We start from the raw sequence: 16633 nt of genomic DNA, 5'->3' as shown, positions 1-16633 counted from the left end.
CCATTAATAAATGGCTGTTTACCAGGTATACTTTTGCTTACAGGTCTTTACATAAGCTGGTAACATAGCGCCCTTTCGAACGTGCCTGAGCAGAAAAGTGTGGATCGCTACGATACACGCTCAGGACGCGTATGGAGATTTCCGCCTGGCTGAAACAGGCATAACAGGGATAAACCATGTCTAAGCGCTCTCTTATTGTAATGACTATTGCGGCCACGTTATTAACAGGCTGCGCGCGTACCGCGCCCGTGCACAATGTCGATCAGTCGCTAACCCAGCGCTACTCTGACAGTGAGATGAAAACCGCCATTATCGAGGCGGGCCTCGGCCGCAAATGGATCATGACGCCTGTAGCACCCGGCGTGATTAATGGTCGCTATGCGCAGCGCGAATTTGTTGCCAATATCCGCGTCACCTATACGGCGCAAAGTTATTCTATTCAGTATGTCAGCAGCCAAAACCTGAAAGCCAGCAACGGGAAAATTCATGCCAATTACAATCGCTGGGTGAATAATCTCGACCAGGATATTCAATTGCGTCTGGCGGCGCAGGCGCTGAAATAAGCGTGCGCCCGGCGGTGCCGGGCGTTTTACTAAAGAATCATTGATGTTTGTCGATAGTATTCTCGCGGCTTTCTTACTCTTCTGACCTGTCAGAGCGATGCGAGGAAACGCGAAAACGCACCGTTTTCAACCAGGACAGCCTGACGCTGGCTTCGCAAGACACAAGATAAGAACGCAGTTATGAATTTGGCATATTCGCTTGTTGCATGGCAGGCGCTGGCGCCGGGACTGGACAGTCGAGATGTCTGGCAACGCTGGGCGCAGCAACCTCCTGTTTTAGATCCGACCCTTCCTGTGGCCAAACCGCAATTTTTGCCGATGATGACGGCGCGACGCCTGAGCGGCGGCAGCCGGGCGGCCGTTGAATGCGGTCTCGCCTTGCTGGCACGCCAGCATGTTGACGCGGTGGTGTTTACCAGCCGCCATGGCGAACTGGAACGCAATCTGCGTATCCTGACGGCGCTGGCGGATGAGCAGGCACTTTCGCCCACGGATTTTGCCATGTCAGTACATAATTCAGCGGTGGGCAGCCTGACGATCGCCGCGCAACAGCCGCTGGTGTCGACCTCTGTCTCGGCCGGCATCGACTCTTTTCAGCAGGGCCTTATCGAAGTCACCGCGCTGCACCAGGCGGGATACCAGCAGGTAATGCTGGTAGATTTTGACGGCGCGGTGCCGGATTACTATCGTCCCTGGCTGCCCGCGCACGTCGGGCAAACGCCTTATGCGGTCGGACTGGTGCTTGGCGCGGGTGAGTCGTTGCGCTGTCGCGCCTGCCCGCAGATCGGTACGCCGCCCGACGTGCTGCCTCAGAGCCTGGCCTTTCTGCATGGGGTGTTAGGCGATGCGGCTGAATTTACCCTGCCGGGCGAGCGCATGAGCTGGCGATGGGAGAAGAGCCATGGCTGATTCTTCACTGATTTTGCGTCGTCGGCTCAGCGTTAACTATTACTGGCGGCTGATGATGACCGCTGTCAGCTTCAGCCTGTTCAGCGTTGGCGGCCTGCTGCTGTCGCTTATCTGGTTCAATTTGCTGCTGCTCATTCAACGTAATACCCTGCAACGTCGCGCGCTGGCACGCCGCAGCATTGCCTGGAGCTTCCGCTGCTTTCTACGTTTCTGCCGCTTTGTCGGCGTGTATGACTATCGCATTATCGGCGCGGAGCTGCTGCGGCAGGACAGGGGCTGTTTGATTGTCGCCAACCATCCTTCGCTTATCGACTATGTCATGATCGCCTCGGTATTGCCGGAGATGGACTGCCTGGTAAAGGCTGATCTTCAGCGCAACTTTTTTTTCCGCGGCGTGATACGCGCGGCGGATTATCTGATCAACAGCGAAGCGGAAACGCTACTGCCCGACAGCCAGCAGCGCCTGGCGCGCGGCGAGACCATTTTGATCTTCCCGGAAGGGACGCGCACACGCTACGGCGAAGCGCTTAAGCTGCAGCGGGGCGCCGCCAATATCGCGGTGCGCGCGGGCTGCGGGCTGCGCGTCGTTCACATCAGCTGCACGCAGCGTATGCTCGACAAGCAGAGCCGCTGGTATCAAATTCCGCCGGTGAAACCCCTGTTTACCGTGCGCGTACAGGCGCAAATCAGCAGCCAGCCTTTTCGCGCCGCCAGCGAAGATGCGCAGCCTCTGGCGGCGCGTCGTCTGACCCGCTATCTGCAGCAGGCGCTGGTACCCCACGAAGAAGACGTTTGACGGAAATATAATGGACGCACTTATCAACACCCTTAAACAGATGATCATTGAGACGCTCAATCTCGAAGACATCACGCCCGATGATATTGAAACCGATGCGCCGCTCTTTGGCGAAGGCCTGGGGCTGGACTCTATCGATGCGCTTGAGCTGGGTCTGGCGGTCAAAAACCGCTACGGCGTGGCGCTTTCAGCAGAAAGCGAGACGCTGCGCGCGCACTTTTTCTCTGTCGCCACGCTGGCGGCATTTATTAAGCAGCAACAGGCGTAAGCGCCAGGAGCCAACCTGTGATGAATAAAGACGAAATTTACCAGGAGGTCGCGTCGTTGCTGACCAGCCTGTTTGAAACCGACCCGGCGGCGATCCGCCCGGAGGCGCGGTTATATGAAGATCTGGAGCTTGACAGCATCGACGCGGTCGACATGGTGGTGCACCTGCAAAAGCGAACCGGGCGTAAGATCAAGCCCGAAACCTTTCGCTCCGTGCGTACCGTGCAGGATGTCGTGGATGCGGTTGAGCTGCTGATGCGAGAGAGCGCCTGAGCCGATGGGAGTTGCCGCGCTGCGTCTGCTGAACGGTCTGTCGCTGCTGATGTGGCCGTTTATCGTGCTGCTGGCAGCGACGCATCCGCAGTGGCAGTGGTTGTTCTGGCCGCTCAGCGCGCTGTTTGCGCTGCGCGCGTGGATGCTGCGTGGCGCCACCACCGACATGGGTCGGCTCGGCGTCAGGCTGGCGCTGTTTGGCGCCATCTTTGCCTTGAGCGCCGGCGCGCTGCGCAGCTTCCATCTGCTGCTGTGGTATCCAGTGCTGGTGAATCTGCTGCTGCTGATGCTGTTCGCCGGATCGCTGCGCGGCCCAATGCCGCTAGTGGAGCGTATCGCGCGCCTGCGCGAACCCGATTTGTCGCTGCAGGGCATCGCCTACACGCGGCGCGTCACCCAGCTCTGGTCGCTGTTTTTCCTCTGTAATGGCGGCGTCGCCGTCGCGACCTGTCTGGCAGGAAATCTGCACTGGTGGACGCTGTGGAACGGCGGCGTCAGCTATCTGCTAACAGGCTTGCTGATGGCGGGCGAGTGGCTGGTGCGGCAGCGTATCAGACAGGAAACATGAAGATATTACCGGTCAGCTTATGGCTTAACGCGCCAGAGGCCGAGGTTGCCTTTCGCGGCGACCGGCCGCTAATGCGCAGCACGCTGCGTCGGCAGGTCGCCGCGCTCGCCACGCGCCTTGCCGCCGCGCCGGGAAAACGCTGGGCGCTCTGTTTCGACGACAGCTATCACTTTTGCGTGGCGCTGCTGGCGGCCTGGTATGCCGGCAAGACGCCGGTTATTCCCGGCCACTGTCGCGCCCGGCCGCTGGAGGAGATGCGCGCGGCGCTGGACGGCGTGGTCAGCGATATGCCGCTGGACATTACCCTGCCGCATCTGCTGTGGCGCGAGGACGAAAGCAGCGACGCGCTGCCGCCGCTGCCCGACGATGCTGCGCTGGTGCTGTTTACCTCCGGCTCGACCGGCGTGCCGCGCGCCGTGCATAAGCCGCTGGCGGTGATGGAGCGCGAGACGCAATGGCTGGCCGAACGCTGGGGCGAGCAGGCGACGGCGTGCCGGTTTATCGCCTCTGTCAGCCATCAGCACCTGTATGGCCTGAGCTTTCGTCTGTTTCTGCCCATGGCGCTGTCGCGGCCGTTTGCGGCACAGCAGATAGTTTACAGCGAGCAGCTGACGCAGCTGGCACGCCATGCGCCTTACGCGTTTATTAGCAGTCCCGCTTTTTTGCGTCGTCTTGATGCGCCGCTCGCCGCGCCGCCGTGTGCGCTGGTTATGTCCGCCGGCGGCGCGCTGGAAGAGGAGGCTGCGCGCAGCGCACAGCAGGCGCTGGGCTGCTGCGTCAACGAAATCTACGGCAGCACGGAAACTGGCGTAATCGCCTGGCGTCAGCGCGACGGCGACGATGGCGACTGGCGCGCGTTTCCTGCGGTGCATCTGGAGAAAACCGCGACCGATCGCTGGCATGTGCGCTCAGCATTGATCCCCGACCCTGGCGGCTGGCCGCTTGACGATCGTCTGGTGATGGGCGACACGGGACGCTTTCAGCTGGCGGGGCGACACGATCGCGTGATGAAAATCGAAGAGAAACGCGTTTCGCTAAGCGAAGTCGAACGTCGGGTTATGGCGCTGCCGGGCGTCATCGACGCCGCCGCACTGACGATAACGCGCGGAGGCCGCTGCGCCGTTGCCGTGGTGGTCCAGCTTGACGTGCCGCTGCCCGCTGCCGAGCTTAGTCGGCTAAAAAGACGCTGGCGCGGGCAGCTTCATCCCTGGCTGGAGCCAGTAGCGCTACCGCGCTACTGGCGCGTCGTGGAGAGCATTCCCGTCACCAGCCAGAGCAAACGCGCCTGGACACAAATTGAGGAGCTTTTTCATGTTGCCGGTTGAACGTAGCTGCGAAGTCAGCGGCTCGCAGGCTCTGTTACATTTTCAGGTTGAAGCTGACCTCTTTTGGTTTCAGGGTCATTTCCCCACGTTGACGATTCTGCCCGGCGTAGCGCAGCTCGACTGGGTGATGCATTATGCAACCACCTTGCTGACGCCTGGTCAAGTCTTTAGTGCGCTGGAAAACATTAAGTTTCAACAGCCGGTGCCGCCGGGTTCGCATCTTCAGCTTGAACTCGAGTGGAATGAAAGCACATCCCGCATCAGCTTCCGCTACCTGCTGCTGCGTGACGGTGAGCGGCTTACCGCCAGCAGCGGGAAGATTTTGTTGTGCTGAACGCCGACTTTTCCCCCTGCGTGGTGATCCCCTGTTATAACCACGGCGCAACTATGGCGTCGGTGCTGGCGCGCCTGGCGCCTTTCGCCTTGCCGGTTATCGTCGTGGATGACGGCAGCGATCTCTCGACGCAGCAACAGCTGGCACAGCTACACGCGGAAGATCTCCATATTCTGCGCTTGCCCGTCAATCAGGGCAAAGGCGCGGCGGTGATCGCTGGGCTGCAGGTAGCGCGACAAAAAGGGTACACCCATGTCCTGCAGCTCGACGCCGACGGTCAGCACGCTATTGAAGATGTGCCTCGGCTGTTAGAGGAGGCGCGACGCTATCCCGACAGCCTGATCTCGGGTCGCCCTCGTTATGACGACTCAGTGCCGAAAGCGCGGCTTTACGGACGTTATATCACCCACTTTTGGGTGTGGGTGGAGACGTTGTCGTTTTCGATCAAAGACAGCATGTGCGGCTTCCGCGTCTATCCTCTGACGTCAACGCTGGCGCTGTGCGATCGGCGCGCCATCGGCCAGCGGATGGACTTCGATACCGAGATTATGGTGCGGCTTTACTGGCAAGGCACCCCGAGCCGGTTTCTTGTCACGCGCGTCACCTATCCCGAAGCGGGGCTCTCCCATTTTGACGCGCTGCGGGACAACTTGCGAATCTCATGGATGCATACCCGACTTTTTTTCGGCATGTTGCCGCGCATCCCCAGGCTGCTGACGATGCGTAAGCAGCAGGCACACTGGTCTGGCGAGCCGGAGCGGCGCGGTCAGGCCGGGCTGCGTTTTATGCTGGCGCTATGGCGTTATGGCGGACGTTTGCCTTTCACGCTGCTGCTCTGGCCTGTGGTGGCGGTCTACTGGCTGACGGGACGAAACGCGCGTCGCGCGTCGCAGGCATATCTGCAGCGCATCGCCGCCTGCGCACAGCGCCGTCACGTTACGCTTTCGCAACCGCTTAACAGCTACCGCCACTTTTTGCGCTTCGCCGAGGCGATGCTGGACAAGGTGGCCAGCTGGCGCGGCGAGCTGCGCTGGGGCAAAGAGATCGACTTCGCCCCTGGCGCTGAGGCGGCAATCCGCCAGGCGGAAGGAAAAGGGCAGCTGATACTGGCCTCTCATCTTGGCGATATTGAAGCCTGCCGCGCCATGGCGCAGCAGGTGAGCGGGCTGGTGATCAATGCGCTGGTGTTTACCGACAACGCGCAGCGTTTTCGCGCGGTGCTGGAAACCATCGCGCCGCACGCCGGCGTGAACCTGATGCCGGTATCGGATATCGGGCCGGACACCGCTATTTTGCTGCAGCAAAAAATAGATGCAGGCGAATGGGTGGCGATTGTCGGCGATCGCACTGCGGTGCACCGTCAGCGCGGCGGCGAGCCGCGCGTGGTCTGGAGCGAATTTCTTGGTCAGCCCGCCCCGTTTCCTCAAGGACCTTTTGTGCTGGCGTCAGCGCTGCGCTGTCCCGTTATGCTGATGTTCGCGCTGCGTGAGCAGGGAAAGCTGCGCGTCTACTGCGAGCCTTTCGCCGATCCGCTGCGGTTGCCGCGCGCGACGCGTCAGCAGGCGCTGCAGGCGACGGTAGACTGCTATGCGCAACGGCTGGAAACCTACGCGCTGAAGGCGCCGCTCGACTGGTTTAATTTTTTCGATTTCTGGACGCTGCCTGCCCATCCGGCGCGCCGCGAGGAGCCCTCTGATGAATAACAATCTGCACGCCGTCGAGGTGACGATTACGGTCTCTTTCCACGACTGCGATCCCATGGGCGTAGTCTGGCACGGCCACTACTTTCGCTTTTTTGAACAGGCGCGCGAAGCGCTGCTGCGCCAAGTCGGCTACAGCTACGCTGAAATGGCCGCCAGCGGCTATGTCTGGCCGGTGGTCGATACCCACGTCAAATACCGCCAGCCGCTGCGCTGCGAAGAGGTCATCCGCGTTTGCGCGCGCATCACGGAATATGAGAATCGTCTGCGCATCGACTATGAGGTCAGAAACGCCGCGGGGCAGGTGACAACGCGCGCCCATACGCTGCAGGTGGCGGTGCGTCAGCAGACGCAAGAGATCTGCTTTGTTTCGCCTGACGTTCTGCTGGAAAAACTGGGAGTGAAGGGATGTTGAAATATCTGCTCGCCGCGCTGCTGCTGGCGACCCACGCCGCCGGCGCGGTCACGCTGGCGCAGCTGCAAGAGCGGTTCGCCAGCCAGCCGGTGATACGCGCTGATTTCACTCAGACGCGTCAGATTGCCGGCATGGCGCAGCCGCTGACCTCGCGCGGCGAGCTGCTGATTGCCCAGCAGCAGGGACTCTGGTGGCATCAGCGCGCGCCTTTCTCCATGACGCTGCTGCTGGACGATAAGCGCATGGTCCAGATCCTGAACGGCCAGCCGCCGCAGGTGGTCACCGCCGAGGCCAACCCGCAGATGTTTCAGTTCAATCACCTGCTGCGCGCGCTGTTTGAAGCGGACGCGCGCGTGCTGCAGGAGAACTTTACCCTCGATTTTCAGGCAAAGGGCGACGCGCGCTGGACGCTGGCCCTGACGCCAAAGGCGCCGCCGCTGAATAAAATTTTCACGCGTATCGATTTAGCCGGCGACACCTTCCTGCAGCAAATCGATCTGAAGGATACGCAGGGCGATCGCACCCATATTGAACTCAGCAATACGCGTACCCAACCGCCGCAGCTCAGCGCCGAGGAGCGCGCGCGCTTTGCCCCGTAACGCACGCCTGCTGGCGGGCCTCTGGCTGGCTCTCTGCGTCGCGCTGGCGGTCGCCCTGGCGCTGCTGCTGCCGCGCAGCCCGCTTAACAGCAGCGTACTGGCGCTGCTGCCGCAGCAGACGCTGGGCGCCGCGCCGGCTGAGCTGCAGCAGGGCTTTATGCAGCGTCTCGATCGCCAGCTGGTGTGGCTGGTCACGGCGGACGGCGACAGCGGCAGAGAGGCGGCCATCTGGTGGCAGGCGCAGCTGCAGGCGCTGCCTGAGCTGAAAGCGGTAGAGGGCGCGCTCGATGAAAAGCGCCAGAGCGAGTGGGGGCGCTTCGCCTGGTCCCATCGCAACGGCCTGATTGACGATGCCACGCGCGAACGGTTGCGCACTCAGACCCAGGCCGACTGGATACTCGCGCAGCTTTTCTCCGCCTTTGCCGGCGTCAGCAGCAAAGAGATACAGGGCGATCCGCTAATGCTGACGCGCGGTTCTCAACTCGCTCTGCAGCAAAATGCCGATCGTATGGTGCTGCGCGACGGCTGGCTGACGGTGGAAGGAAGCGAGGGTGCGCGCTGGTATTTTCTGCACGGCGAGCTGGCGAACAACGCTTTCAGCATCAAAGAGAATCATGCGCTGGTGGCGCGGCTGCAGGCGCTTGAGCGGCAGCTGGAAGCACGTTGGCCTGGCGCGCAGCTGCTGACGCGCGGCACTGTGCTGTTTAGCGACGACGCCAGCCAGCGGGCGCAGCGGGATATGGAAACCCTGGGTGCGGCGACGCTCGGCGGCGTGGTGTTGCTGGTGCTGCTGGTCTTCCGTTCGCTCCGCCCGCTGCTGCTCTGCATCTTCTCGGTCGGCGTTGGCGCGATGGCCGGCGCCACGGCGACGCTGCTGCTTTTTGGCGAACTGCATCTGATGACGCTGGTGATGAGCCTTAGCATCGTCGGCATCTCGGCGGACTATACGCTTTACTACCTGACGGAGCGCATGGTGCATGGCGCGCACGCCTCGCCGTGGGAGAGTCTGCGCAAAGTGCGCGGCACACTGCTGCTGGCGTTGGGCACCACGGCAATCGCCTGGCTGCTGATGCTGCTGGCGCCGTTTCCAGGCCTGCGCCAGCTGGCGGTATTTGCCGCCAGCGGCCTGACAGCCTCCTGCCTGACGGTGATTCTGCTCTATCCCTGGCTGGTGCGCGGGCTGCCTGTGCGTCCCGTGCCGATGATGGTCTGGCTGGCGCGTTGGCTGGCGGCGTGGCGCCGCAACCGCACTCTGCGCGTCGGACTGCCGCTGGGCCTGATTATCTACGCCATTCTGGGCGTCAGCCAGCTGCGCGTCGATGACGATATTGCGAAATTGCAAAGCGCGCCGCAGGTATTGCTGGCGCAGGATCGTCAGATCGCGGCGCTGACCGGTCAGCGGGCTGATCAGACCTGGTTTGTGGTCTGGGGCGATACGCCAGAGCAGACGCTGCAGCGGCTGGCGAAGCTGTCGCCTGCGCTGCAGCAGGCGAAGCGGTCGGGCTGGCTGGAGACGGCGCGCATTCTGCCGCTCCGTTCGCTGCGGCAACAGCGGGAAGACGCGGCGCTGCTGGGCGAGATGGCGCCGCAGATCGTTGCCAGGCTGCAACAGGCGGGCATCACCTTGCCGGCGCCCTCTGTTGACCCGATGCTCGTTACGCCGCAGGACTGGCTTGCCAGTCCACTTAGCGCAGGCTGGCGGCTGCTCTGGCTGTCGCTGCCGGATGGGCGTAGCGGCGTGCTGGTTCCGGTGAGCGGCGTGCATAACAGCGAGGCGCTGCGGCATCTGGCCGAACAGCAACCGGGCGTCAGCTGGGTTAATCGCAAGGCGACCTACGATGCCCTGTTCAGCTTCTGGCGTACGTTGCTGAGTAGCCTGCTGGCGCTGGCGCTGTTGTTCATCGCGCTGAGCTATGTGCTGCGCCTGGGGGTCACGGCGGGCTTGCGCAGCGTCGTGCCTTCTGCGCTGTCGCTGGCGGCGGCACTCGCAACGCTTGGCTGGAGCGGCGCATCGCTCAATCTTTTCGCGCTGCTGGCGCTGATCCTGGTGCTCGGCATCGGCATCAATTACACCCTGTTTTTCAGCAATCCAGACGGCACGCCGCTGACTTCATTGCTGGCGGTGTCGCTGGCGATGATTACGACCTTGCTGACGCTGGGGATGCTGGTCTTTAGCAGCACCCGTGCAATATCCAGTTTCGGCGTGGTGCTGTGCAGCGGCATTTTCAGTGCCTTTTTACTGTCGCCGCTGGCGCTGCGGCCATCCAAATCGAGGAAAAGATAATGTGGCGAGTCGTCCTGCTGTTTTTATCGGCTTTAATGCTGAGCGGTTGCGCCAGTCAGGCGCCGGATAGCGCGCGACCGACTGCCTGGCTCAGGCCGGGCGTTCGCGTTACGCTGCCGCCGCCGGGCATCACGCCGGCGTTTCAGCAACAGCAGCTGCTGACCGGCGAGGTCGGCGGCAAAAGCGAGTCGCTACTGGTGCTGTTAAGCGCAAACGGCGAAAAGATCGAACTGGCAGGGCTCTCCTCGGTAGGCATCCGCCTGTTTCGCGTGACCTATGATGCGCAGGGGATCCACAGCCAGCAGCTGATGCCGCTGCCGCAGCTGCCGCCAGCCAGCCAGGTGCTGGCGGACGTTATGCTCAGCCAGTGGCCAGTCGCGGTGTGGCAGCGTGAGCTGCCGTCGGGCTGGACGCTGAAGGATGCGGGCATGACGCGCCTGCTGCGCGACGCGCAGGGCGACATCGTCACCGAAATCGACTATCTGCAACGCGGCGGCCAGCGCGAACCGGTCAGCATCCGACAGCGCGCGTTCGGCTACCTGATACGTATTCAACATCTGGATGCATCATGATTTACATTTCCGCTTTTGGCATGCTCAGCGCCCTGGGTAACGATTTAGCCACCATCGCGCGCAATCTGGTGCGCGGCGTCGCGCCAGGCATGCAGCCGCGCGACGGCTGGCTGAGCGGGGGACGACGCTGCTGGCTTGGCGCGGTAGAGGGCAAGCTGCCGCCGGTGCCGTCGCATCTGGCGACGCACAACACGCGTAACAATCAATTGCTGCTGGCGGCGCTGGCGCAGATTCGTCCGGCGCTGGAGGCGGCAGTGGCGAACTATGGCGCCGGACGCGTGGCAATTGTGCTCGGCACCAGCACCTCAGGGGTTGATGAAGGGGATCGCCACAGACGCGCGCCCTATAGTGGCTATCACTATCAGATGCAGGAGTTGGGCGATCCGTCGCGCTTCCTGGCGAACTATCTGCAGCTTAACGGCCCGGCTTACACCATTTCAACCGCCTGTTCGTCGAGCGCACGGGCTATCATTAGCGGCCAGCGGCTGATTGCCGCCGGACTGGCGGACGTGGCGCTGGTTGGCGGTGCAGACTCGCTGAGCCGCATGCCGGTTAACGGGTTTGACAGTCTGGCGTCGCTCTCCGGACAACGCTGCGCGCCTTTTAGCCGCGATCGTGACGGCATCTCCATCGGCGAAGGCGCCGCGTTGATGCTGCTGACGCGCGAGCCGCAGCCGCTGGCGCTGCTGGGCGTCGGCGAGTCATCGGACGCCTGGCATATGTCGGCGCCGCATCCCGAAGGCGAGGGCGCGCAGCGCGCCATGGAGATGGCGCTGAGCAGCGCGGGCCTGACGGCGCAGGAGGTGGGCTATATCAACCTGCACGGCACGGCGACGCCGCTTAACGATCAGATTGAGTCAAAAGTCGTGCATCGCCTGTTTGGCGATCGCGTTCCCGCCAGCTCAACCAAACATCTAACCGGCCATACGCTAGGGGCGGCGGGCGTTATCGAGGCGGCTATCGCCGCGTTAATTTTGCGTGACGGATTACCTTTGCCGCCACAAGACTTCTCAACCGCAGCGCAGGATAGCAACCTGCCCGCCTGCGGGCTGTTGCTGGCGCCGCAGCCGCTGCAAAAACCGGTTATCGCGTCAAATTCCTTTGCGTTTGGCGGGAATAACAGCTGCCTGATTTTAGGACGTACATGATGAGTAAAGCGCTTAACGCCCGCGACTATTTGCCGCATCAGACGCCGATGATTTTAGTTGATCGCGTCATTGCCGTTGATGACGAGAGCGTACATTGTCAGGTGTCTACTGCGCCTGACGGCGTGCTTGCGCCTTTCCTGAACGCGCAGGGCGAGCTACCAGCCTGGTTTGGCGTCGAGATCATGGCACAAACCGTCGGGGTCTGGTCTGGCTGGCACGCCAGACGCGCAGGCGCGCAAAAAATTCAGCCCGGCATGCTGCTGGGCGGCCGAAACTGGCGCGCGACAACCGCCGCTTTTCCCGCCGCGATTACGCTGGATATCCGGCTGCGCCTGCTGATGCGTGACGACCGCATGGGCAGTTTTGAGGGCGATATCCGCTACAACGATCGCCTGCTCGCCAGCGGCAGACTGACTACCTATCAACCTAACGAACACGAGTTACAACAACTGATGTCACAAGGAAAACAGCCATGACGCGCTCCGTACTGGTTACCGGCGCAAGTAAAGGAATCGGCCGCGCCATCGCGCTGCGGCTGGCGCAGGACGGCTTTCAGATCGCGGTGCATTTTAACCGCGACCGCGAGGGCGCTGGACAGACCCTGGCGCATATCCAGGCCGCGGGCGGCAGCGCACGACTGCTGGGTTTCGACGTGTCGGATCGTGCCGTGACGCGCGCCGCGCTGGAACAGGATATGCAAGTGCATGGCGCCTATTATGGCGTGGTCAGCAACGCAGGTATCACGCGAGATGCTGCCTTCCCAGCGCTAACCGACAGCGAATGGGACAGCGTTATCCATACCAATCTCGACAGCTTTTACAATGTTATCCAGCCCTGCGTGATGCCGATGATCGGCCTGCGCCAGGGCGGACGCATTATTACGCTCTCGTCTGTTTCCGGCATCGCGGGCAACCGAGGCCAGGTCAACTATAGCGCAGCGAAAGCGGGCATTATTGGCGCCACGAAGGCGCTGGCGATCGAACTGGCGAAACGGAAAATCACTGTAAACTGCATCGCGCCTGGTCTGGTGGATACCGGCATGGAAGGGCTGGAGCCGCATGTGGTCGAGGAGGCGCTAAAAATCGTGCCTATGAAGCGTATGGGCGCGGCAGAAGAGGTGGCCGGACTGGCAAGCTATTTGATGTCTGATATTGCGGGTTATGTGACGCGCCAGGTTATTTCCATCAATGGAGGTATGCTGTGACGCGTCGTGTGGTAATCACCGGAATGGGCGGCGTCACGGCGTTTGGCGAACAGTGGCAGGAGATAGCGACGCGGCTACGCGCAGGTAAAAACGCGGTGCGCCGCATGCCGGAATGGCAGGTTTACGACGGCCTTCACACGCTGTTGGGCGCGCCCGTCGATCGCTTCACGCCTCCGGCGCACTATACCCGAAAACGTATTCGCTCTATGGGCCGCGTGTCGCTTCTGGCGACGCGTGCCACCGAACTGGCGCTGGAGCAGGCGAGACTCATCGATCACCCTGCGTTGGTCAGCGGCGAAACCGGCATCGCCTATGGCTCCTCAACCGGCAGCACCGGTCCGGTCAGCGAATTTGCCACCATGCTGACCGAAAAGCATACCAATAACATTACCGGCACCACATACGTGCAGATGATGCCGCACACCACAGCGGTCAATGCCGGCCTGTTTTTTGGGCTGCGCGGGCGTGTTATTCCCACTTCCAGCGCCTGTACGTCAGGCAGTCAGGCTATCGGCTATGCCTGGGAAGCCATCCGCCATGGCTACCAAAACGTGATGGTGGCGGGCGGGGCGGAAGAACTTTGTCCTTCGGAAGCGGCGGTGTTCGATACTCTGTTCGCTACCAGTCAACGCAACGATGCACCCGATAGCTCGCCTGCGCCGTTCGATCAGCAGCGCGATGGCCTGGTTATCGGCGAAGGCGCCGGCACGTTGATTCTTGAAGCTTTGGAGCACGCACAGGCGCGTGGCGCGACAATTTATGCCGAGCTGGTGGGATTCCATACCAATTGCGATGCGGCCCACATTACGCAGCCGCAGCGCGAAACCATGCAAATTTGTATCGAGCGCGCGTTGCAGAGCGCGGGTCTGACGCCGCAGCAGATCGGCTATATCAGCGCGCACGGCACCGCCACCGATCGCGGCGATATCGCGGAAAGCCAGGCGACAGCGGCGGTGTTCGGCAGCGGCACGCCGATTTCCTCGCTGAAAAGCTATTTCGGCCATACGCTGGGCGCCTGCGGCGCGCTGGAGGCGTGGATGAGTATTGAGATGATGCGCGAAGGCTGGTTTGCGCCGACGCTTAATCTGCAGCAGCCGGCAGCCGAGTGCGGCGACCTGGACTACATCATGGGCGAGCCGCGGCAACTGGAAACGGATTATATCCAGTCAAATAACTTTGCCTTTGGCGGCATTAATACCTCGCTGATCTTTAAGCGCTGGCGCGGCGTCTGACGCCGCTTTGCGCAGCCCTGCCTGCAGGCGCAGACGGGGCTGCGATCTCCTCTTGTTTATCGTTCCTGACTTTCCAGCCTGGTAATACGTAAGATTTTGCTTGCATTAAAGGCGAGGCTGCGCATAATCGCAAACCGCAATAATAATGATTATCAATAACCTTCGTATTAGGGATCGACTATGCGCCGTTCGCTTTCTTCTCACGGATGTAAACCGACGCTGCTGGCCTTGCTGGTCAGCACCGGTTGTTTGCCAGTGATGGCTGCGACTACCAACACCAGTGACACCGCTTCAACCACCAGCAACAGCGAGCAGACGCTGACCGTAACCGCCGCGCCGCAAAGTGATTTCAAACCCGGCGGCGACCAGCTGGTGCCTGCTTACCTTGACGGTCAGGTGGCGCACGGCGGCCGTCTCGGCATGCTGGGCGAGCAAAACGCCATGGACGTGCCGTTTAACGTCATCGGCTTTACCTCGAAGATGATTCAGGATCAGCAGGCGAAAACCATCGCCGACGTGGTGAAAAACGACGCGGGCGTGCAAAGCCAGCAGGGCTACGGCAATTTTGCTGAAACTTACCGCATTCGTGGATTCACACTGGATGGCGACGACATGACCTTCGGCGGCCTGCCAGGCATCGTGCCGCGCCAGGTCATGGACGCCTCGCTGATCGATCGCGTGGAAATTTTTAAAGGCGCAAACGGTCTGCTCAATGGCGCGGCCAGCAGCGGTGTGGGGGGCATGATCAACCTGGAGCCGAAACATGCTGACGATGTGCCGCTAACCCGTGTCGGCATTGACTACACTTCGGCACAGCAAATTGGCACCAGCACCGATATCAGTCGCCGCTTCGGCGACAATAACCAGTTTGGCGTGCGTCTTAACGCGGTGCATCGTGAAGGAGAGACCGGCGTCGACGGCGAGCAGAAACGCACCACCGCCGCCTCCATCGGACTGGACTATCGCGGCGATCGCCTGCGCACCTCGCTCGACCTGGGTTATCAGAAAAAAACCTTCCACGACGCGGACAACGGCGTCAACATCAGCGGCATCGACTTTATTCCCTCGCTGCCTTCTAACAGCCACAACTACAGCCAGGACTGGGTCTACAGCGATATCGAATCTGAGTTCGGCATGGCGCGCGCGGAATATGACGTCAGCGATAACTGGACGCTCTACGGTGCAGTAGGCGCTCAGCATTCGCACGAGCTGGGCGACTACGCGTCGCCGAAACTCACCGACGCCGACGGCAATGCGCAAATCGGCCGTCTCGACACCAACCGCATCATTAATAACTTTAGCGGCATGGCGGGCATTCGTGGCCAGTTTGATACTGGCTTTATCAGCCACAAAGTGAATTTCGGCTACTCCGCCTATACCACGCGTAATAATACCGCATGGCGTATGGCTTACGGCACCAACACCGAGTCGACCAATATTTACAGCACTAGCAAGGTGGCGAACCCGACCAACAACCTGACGGGCGGCAACTACAGCGATCCGTTAACCACCGGCCGCAACCGCACCCAGGGCTATCTGCTGAGCGATACGCTGGGCGTGCTGGACGACAGCGTGCAGCTGACGCTGGGCGCGCGCCATCAGAAAGTGGTGGTACGCAACTACAGCAACGCCACTGGGGCTGAAGACACCTCGAGCCGCTACACCGACAGCCGCTGGATGCCGACCTACGGCATCGTTTACAAGCCGCTTGAATCGCTGGCACTCTATGCCAACCATACCGAATCGCTGCAGCCGGGCGACGTGGCACCGAACAACGCCACCAACTACGGTACCACTACCGGCATTGCGCATGCGAAGCAGAACGAAGTGGGCGTGAAAGTCGATTTTCAACGCGTGGGCGGTTCGCTGGCGCTGTTTGAAATCAAAAAGCCGTCCGGCATTCTTAACAGCGACGGCAGCTATGGACTGGACGGCGAGCAGCGCAATCGAGGCGTTGAGCTAAACATCTTCGGCGAGCCGGTGTTAGGCGTGCGTCTCAACGGCAGCGCGACCTGGATCGATCCTGAAATGACCAAAACGGAAAATGGCACCTACAACGGCAAGGATGCGATCGGCGTACCGCGCTACAACGTGGTGCTGGGCGCTGAGTATGACATCAGGCCGGTAGAGGGCCTGACGGCGACGGCGCAGCTGGAGCATACCGGTTCGCAGTGGGCCGATTCCGCCAACACGAAAAAGATCGATAGCTTTACCACGCTGGACCTGGGCATGCGCTACCGCATGAAGGTCAACGAAAACGATCTGGTATGGCGCGCCGGCCTTGATAACGTGACCAATGAAAAATACTGGTCTTCCGTTGACGACACCGGTACCTATCTGTTCCGCGGCGACGGACGCACCCTGAAAGTCGGCGTCAGCTACGACTTTTAATGCATCAACGGGGCGCACAACGCGCCCCGTCTCTTTTGCTGCAAGAAAACGCT

The 16633-nt window shown here is 61.3% G+C and carries 18 protein-coding genes; all 18 read left to right on the top strand.

The genetic code is table 11. From position 1 onward, the window contains the following. The first annotated feature begins 176 nt into the window (after positions 1–176). The 18 genes from B2J69_RS01655 (at position 177) to B2J69_RS01570 (ending at position 16580) form a co-directional block, all read left to right on the top strand. Positions 177–563 (top strand): hypothetical protein, encoded by a 387-nt coding sequence (locus B2J69_RS01655; protein ID WP_081135485.1) that lies wholly within the window; start codon positions 177–179, stop codon positions 561–563. A 180-nt stretch (positions 564–743) separates the two neighbouring features. Then, the gene (locus B2J69_RS01650) at positions 744–1472 is read left to right on the top strand and encodes a beta-ketoacyl synthase chain length factor (protein WP_081135481.1); all 729 of its coding nucleotides are present in this window, start codon (positions 744–746) and stop codon (positions 1470–1472) included. Next, complete coding sequence (locus tag B2J69_RS01645) at positions 1465–2268, top strand: lysophospholipid acyltransferase family protein (protein ID WP_081135477.1); 804 nt, start codon at positions 1465–1467, stop codon at positions 2266–2268. Before B2J69_RS01650 ends, B2J69_RS01645 begins: the two co-directional genes overlap by 8 nt. Positions 2269–2278: 10 nt before the next feature. Continuing rightward, the gene (locus B2J69_RS01640) at positions 2279–2536 is read left to right on the top strand and encodes a phosphopantetheine-binding protein (protein WP_081135472.1); all 258 of its coding nucleotides are present in this window, start codon (positions 2279–2281) and stop codon (positions 2534–2536) included. 20 nt (positions 2537–2556) lie between these two features. Next, on the top strand, positions 2557–2808 hold the full coding sequence (locus B2J69_RS01635) for an acyl carrier protein (protein ID WP_407944729.1): 252 nt from the start codon (positions 2557–2559) through the stop codon (positions 2806–2808). A 4-nt stretch (positions 2809–2812) separates the two neighbouring features. Continuing rightward, the gene (locus tag B2J69_RS01630) at positions 2813–3376 is read left to right on the top strand and encodes a COG4648 family protein (RefSeq protein WP_081135463.1); all 564 of its coding nucleotides are present in this window, start codon (positions 2813–2815) and stop codon (positions 3374–3376) included. Next, positions 3373–4701 (top strand): AMP-binding protein, encoded by a 1329-nt coding sequence (locus tag B2J69_RS01625; RefSeq protein ID WP_081135459.1) that lies wholly within the window; start codon positions 3373–3375, stop codon positions 4699–4701. The genes B2J69_RS01630 and B2J69_RS01625 overlap by 4 nt, the downstream gene beginning before the upstream one ends. Next, positions 4688–5035 (top strand): ApeI family dehydratase, encoded by a 348-nt coding sequence (locus B2J69_RS01620; RefSeq protein ID WP_081135454.1) that lies wholly within the window; start codon positions 4688–4690, stop codon positions 5033–5035. The genes B2J69_RS01625 and B2J69_RS01620 overlap by 14 nt, the downstream gene beginning before the upstream one ends. Next, positions 5029–6738 carry a glycosyltransferase family 2 protein gene (locus B2J69_RS01615; protein WP_081135450.1) on the top strand — a complete coding sequence of 570 codons (1710 nt, stop codon included), beginning with the start codon at positions 5029–5031 and terminating at the stop codon, positions 6736–6738. The genes B2J69_RS01620 and B2J69_RS01615 overlap by 7 nt, the downstream gene beginning before the upstream one ends. After that, complete coding sequence (locus B2J69_RS01610; RefSeq protein WP_081135446.1) at positions 6731–7150, top strand: acyl-CoA thioesterase; 420 nt, start codon at positions 6731–6733, stop codon at positions 7148–7150. The genes B2J69_RS01615 and B2J69_RS01610 overlap by 8 nt, the downstream gene beginning before the upstream one ends. Continuing rightward, a complete protein-coding gene (locus B2J69_RS01605; RefSeq protein ID WP_081135442.1) occupies positions 7144–7749 on the top strand; it encodes an outer membrane lipoprotein carrier protein LolA in 606 nt (201 codons plus the stop codon). Before B2J69_RS01610 ends, B2J69_RS01605 begins: the two co-directional genes overlap by 7 nt. Then, on the top strand, positions 7739–10033 hold the full coding sequence (locus B2J69_RS01600) for an MMPL family transporter (protein ID WP_081135433.1): 2295 nt from the start codon (positions 7739–7741) through the stop codon (positions 10031–10033). Before B2J69_RS01605 ends, B2J69_RS01600 begins: the two co-directional genes overlap by 11 nt. Further along, positions 10033–10605 carry a DUF3261 domain-containing protein gene (locus tag B2J69_RS01595; protein WP_081135430.1) on the top strand — a complete coding sequence of 191 codons (573 nt, stop codon included), beginning with the start codon at positions 10033–10035 and terminating at the stop codon, positions 10603–10605. The genes B2J69_RS01600 and B2J69_RS01595 overlap by 1 nt, the downstream gene beginning before the upstream one ends. Next, the gene (locus B2J69_RS01590) at positions 10602–11753 is read left to right on the top strand and encodes a beta-ketoacyl-[acyl-carrier-protein] synthase family protein (protein WP_081135425.1); all 1152 of its coding nucleotides are present in this window, start codon (positions 10602–10604) and stop codon (positions 11751–11753) included. Before B2J69_RS01595 ends, B2J69_RS01590 begins: the two co-directional genes overlap by 4 nt. Further along, positions 11753–12229: an ApeP family dehydratase gene (locus B2J69_RS01585; RefSeq protein ID WP_407944731.1), complete on the top strand. Its 477-nt coding sequence runs from the start codon at positions 11753–11755 to the stop codon at positions 12227–12229. Before B2J69_RS01590 ends, B2J69_RS01585 begins: the two co-directional genes overlap by 1 nt. After that, entirely contained in the window at positions 12226–12957 is a 732-nt protein-coding gene (locus tag B2J69_RS01580) for a 3-ketoacyl-ACP reductase FabG2 (RefSeq protein WP_081135416.1), read from the top strand. Before B2J69_RS01585 ends, B2J69_RS01580 begins: the two co-directional genes overlap by 4 nt. After that, positions 12954–14189, top strand: coding sequence for a beta-ketoacyl-ACP synthase (locus tag B2J69_RS01575; protein ID WP_081135413.1), 1236 nt, complete (start codon positions 12954–12956; stop codon positions 14187–14189). Before B2J69_RS01580 ends, B2J69_RS01575 begins: the two co-directional genes overlap by 4 nt. A 180-nt stretch (positions 14190–14369) precedes the next feature. Continuing rightward, a complete protein-coding gene (locus tag B2J69_RS01570; protein ID WP_081135409.1) occupies positions 14370–16580 on the top strand; it encodes a TonB-dependent receptor in 2211 nt (736 codons plus the stop codon). The last annotated feature ends 53 nt before the right edge of the window (positions 16581–16633 follow it).

Source organism: Pantoea latae (genome assembly GCF_002077695.1).
In the GTDB taxonomy this organism is placed as follows: Bacteria; Pseudomonadota; Gammaproteobacteria; order Enterobacterales; family Enterobacteriaceae; genus Pantoea; species Pantoea latae.
Note: the sequence above shows the minus strand (reverse complement) of the source record. Positions and strands in the feature narration are given on the sequence as shown.